This is a genomic window from Mycobacterium asiaticum (genome assembly GCF_001668675.1).
Lineage (GTDB): Bacteria > Actinomycetota > Actinomycetes > Mycobacteriales > Mycobacteriaceae > Mycobacterium > Mycobacterium asiaticum_D.
This window is the reverse complement of the sequence record NZ_LZKQ01000192.1, coordinates 1-2924: the sequence shown is the minus strand read 5'-3', so window position 1 is coordinate 2924 and position 2924 is coordinate 1. Positions and strand designations below refer to the sequence as shown.

Genomic DNA, 2924 nt, shown 5'->3' with positions numbered 1-2924 from the left:
GACTGGCCGAAAAAGGCTGGACCACCCGCAAAAACACCCGCGGCCACACCGAATGGCTCCCACCGGCCCACCTCGACCACGGCCAACCCCGCATCAACACCTTCCACCACCCGGAAAGACTGTTCGCGGACGACGACGATGACGATGCACCGTAGCGTCGCCGGATCGGCACTAGCTAACGTTTGTCCGATGGACGAGCGACAACTGAACCTTGTCTTGATGCGCCACGCGAAGTCGGCCTACCCCAGTGGCGTGTCCGACCACGACCGGCCGCTGGCGCCACGGGGCACTCGTGAGGCCAGACTGGCCGGGGACTGGCTACGCGCCAACCTGCCCACCATCGACGCAGTGCTTTGCTCCACGGCCACCCGGGCCCGGGAAACCTTGGAGTGCACCGGGATCGAGGCCCCGGCCCGCTATGCCGTGCAGCTCTACGGTGCCACCCCCGGCGTTGTCATCGAGCAAATCAATAAAGTCGGCGACGAGGTCACCACCTTGCTCGTCGTCGGCCACGAACCTACGACGTCCTCGTTGGCGCTTATTCTGGCCGATACCGACACCAGCAATAACGCTGCGGTGGAAGGTATCTCGGAGAAATACCCGACCTCCGGCATTGCCGTCCTGAACGTCCCGGGCCACTGGTCGCAGCTGGCGCCCGGCGGTGCGGCGCTGGTCGACTTCCACGTGCCGCGCTAGGCCTGACTGCGCGCTAGGCGTTGGTCGCCAGCGTCAGCTCCATCAGCTTTATCGCCTGCCCGCATGCATCGATGCCGGGCACCTGCGGGTTGATCCACCAACCCACGACTCCGGCCGCATCGCTGGCGACACCGCACGACCCATTGGGATCATTCGGGCGCATCACGATCGAGTCGATGCCCTGGATGGACCGGGTCTCGATCTGATACTTCAGCCCCTCGGCCACCTTGCGCTCGTTGCTCAGACTGCCCTGCTCGAACCAGAACCGGGTGATGTCGATCAGCCCCGCCGGGTTGGCCGCCTGCCACCGGCAGATGGCTCCGACGAACGTGCTCTGGATGTCCAACGGGTCCGCGCCCACCGTCTTGGCCAAGATGTCGGTGGTCAGGACCTCGCACTCCTTGAGCAGGTTCGGGTACTGCCGCTCGGAATTGTCGTTGCGTGGCACTCCGGCCCCGCCCGCCTTGACCGGCGTGCCACCGACCGAGCGCGAGCACCCGGTCAGCACCATCAGCACGGCGACCAGCACAGCGACCACGACTCGCATACTCCGGCGGCTCATTTCGAATTCGCAATCGATTGCCGGGTCAATTCCTTGGCAATATCGCACGGCGGCGGGAAAGGCTTCTGGCTGAAGCTCACCGACCACTCGATGAAGTCGTCCTGGAACTGGATGCCCACTTCGCACAGCGAATCGCCCAGGCTGGGCTCGTTGCCCACCGCGATGAAACCGCCGTGCCCATTGATGTTGATGTCTTCGACGCTGGCGCGCGACAACTCCTCGGTCTTTCGCTCTCGCCCGATCGGGCTGCCGCGGTACCAAGAGAAGGAGAAGTGCGGGCCCGAGATGCCGCCACCGGCCAGCCACTGGCAACCCACGGAATTCTTGGCGGTGTTGACCAGCCCGGTGATCTTGGTCAGCTGGGTCACGGTCTCGTCGGTCACGCCGCCGCACTGCGGGAAGAAGGGGCCGTGTTTGCCCTCGGCGTTGCCAGGCGTCGAGGGAACCGTCGCGCCCGGCTTGTTGTCACCGGAACTCGAACACCCGGAAAGTCCGAGAAGAACAGCCACCAAGACCAGTAGAGCCATCGGGACCGTCGTCAAATTACGCCGCACCACTACCTGGCCATTCCTGAGGCTGCTGCTGCTCCCACACGATGCACTGTAGCGGCAGCCCCACGGGTCAACCACCGACACGCCACCTGATCAGGCATTTCGGCATTCCGCGCCGCACCGGCCCAAGCTCGTCGGTGCCGCGGCCCCCCGCCCGCCCAATATGCGACAGTTACCCAATGCTCCTGGCACTGCTGCGCCAGTACATCCGGCCATACCGCCCGCTGGTAGCCGCGCTGATGGCGCTGCAGTCGATCAGCACCCTGGCGTCGCTTTATCTGCCCACGGTCAACGCCGCGATCATCGACGACGGCGTCGCCCAGGGCAACACCGCGGCCATCGTCCGATTGGGCGGCGTGATGTTGGGGGTCACGGGACTGCAGGTGCTGTGCGCCGTGGCTGCCACCTATCTCGGGTCCCGCACCGGGACGGGTTTCGGCCGCGACCTCCGCGCGGCGATGTTCGAACACGTCATCACCTTCTCCGAACGAGAGACGGCCCGTTTCGGAGCGGCGACGTTGCTGACCCGCAGCACCAACGACGTCCGCCAGATCGTGTTCCTGGTGCAAATGACGGCGACCGTGTTGGTGACAGCGCCGATCATGTGCGTCGGCGGGGTCGTCATGGCCATCCACCAAGAGGCCGCGCTGACCTGGCTGCTGCTGGTCAGCGTGCCCGTCATGGCGGTCGCCAACTTCTGGATCATCTCGCACATGCTGCCGCTGTTCCGCAGCATGCAGCGCCTGATCGACGGCATCAACCGGGTTTTGCGCGACCAACTCTCCGGTGTCCGCGTGGTTCGGGCGTTCACCCGCGAGAACTTCGAACGGGACAAATTCGCAAAGGCCAACTTCGCGCTGTCCAACGCCGCGCTGAGCGCCGGCAACTGGCAGGCGCTGATGCTTCCGGTCACCACGCTGACCATCAACCTGTCCAGCGTCGCGCTGATCTGGTTCGGTGGGCTGCGCATCGACCGGGGTCAGATGCAGGTCGGGTCGCTGATCGCCTTCCTCGCCTACTTCGCCCAGATCCTGATGGCGGTGCTGATGGCAACGATGACGCTGGTGGTGCTGCCCCGAGCGTCCGTGTGCGCCGAACGCATCACCGAGGTGCTG

General features: G+C 65.2%; 4 protein-coding genes and 1 pseudogene. 3 read left to right on the top strand and 2 right to left on the bottom strand.

Annotated elements, in window-relative coordinates:
- Positions 1-155, top strand: a pseudogene (locus tag A9X01_RS31415) (HNH endonuclease signature motif containing protein); the annotation flags it as partial.
- 34 nt (positions 156-189) lie between these two features.
- Positions 190-696, top strand: coding sequence for a SixA phosphatase family protein (locus A9X01_RS16545; protein WP_065121780.1), 507 nt, complete (start codon positions 190-192; stop codon positions 694-696).
- Between the two features lie 13 nt (positions 697-709).
- On the opposite strand, the gene A9X01_RS16540 is transcribed toward A9X01_RS16545, so the two are convergent.
- Together A9X01_RS16540 and A9X01_RS16535 are read right to left on the bottom strand one after the other, a co-directional pair.
- A complete protein-coding gene (locus A9X01_RS16540) occupies positions 710-1243 on the bottom strand; it encodes a DUF3558 domain-containing protein (RefSeq protein WP_065121779.1) in 534 nt (177 codons plus the stop codon).
- An 11-nt stretch (positions 1244-1254) separates the two neighbouring features.
- Positions 1255-1785 carry a DUF3558 domain-containing protein gene (locus A9X01_RS16535; RefSeq protein ID WP_081282424.1) on the bottom strand — a complete coding sequence of 177 codons (531 nt, stop codon included), beginning with the start codon at positions 1783-1785 and terminating at the stop codon, positions 1255-1257.
- Positions 1786-1988: 203 nt separating this feature from the next.
- Here A9X01_RS16535 and A9X01_RS16530 point away from each other — a divergent pair.
- A partial coding sequence (locus A9X01_RS16530) for an ABC transporter permease (RefSeq protein ID WP_172832537.1) occupies positions 1989-2924 on the top strand: 936 nt, incomplete at its 3' end.